General features: G+C 79.2%; 1 pseudogene. It reads right to left on the bottom strand.

Features of this window, described 5'->3' with window-relative positions:
* A pseudogene (locus ACWJ6R_RS37910) lies at positions 1-499 on the bottom strand (hypothetical protein); the annotation flags it as partial.

Here is a 499-nt window from a genome sequence, read left to right on the forward strand (position 1 = left end):
GGCCGGACTCTCCGAGCCTGGCAGGCCCGGCCAGGCCCGGCAGGCCGCAGCGGACCAGGAGGGTAGGCGGGATCGGGCCAGGAGCAGGTCGGCCGGGTCGGCGGGCAGGCCGTACCAGCCGAGCAGGTCGCACCAGCGCCGCGCCTCGTGTGCCTCGTCGCGCCACGGCGGGCCCTTCACCCCGGGGACCTCCGGGTGCGCGTGCGCCAGGAGCCGTCCCGGCCCGGTGCGCAGCAGCGCGGCGGTGCTCTGCGGGCCGCGGCCGTGCAGGTTCACCGCGATGTCCGGGGCCTCGACGGGGACGCGTTCGGGGACCGGGTCCGGTCCGGGCACGTCGCACAGCTCGTCGACGGCGCCGATCAGCGGCACCAGTCCGGCCAGCGCCGCCGGGGCCGCCAGCGTGATCCGGTGGCCGGGGAAGGCGCGGCGCAGCGCCCGCAGCGCGGGCAGGCGGTGAGCAGGTCGCCCAGCCCGAGCGCGCGCAACGCCAGTAGCACGG

The organism is Planomonospora algeriensis, from assembly GCF_977012225.1.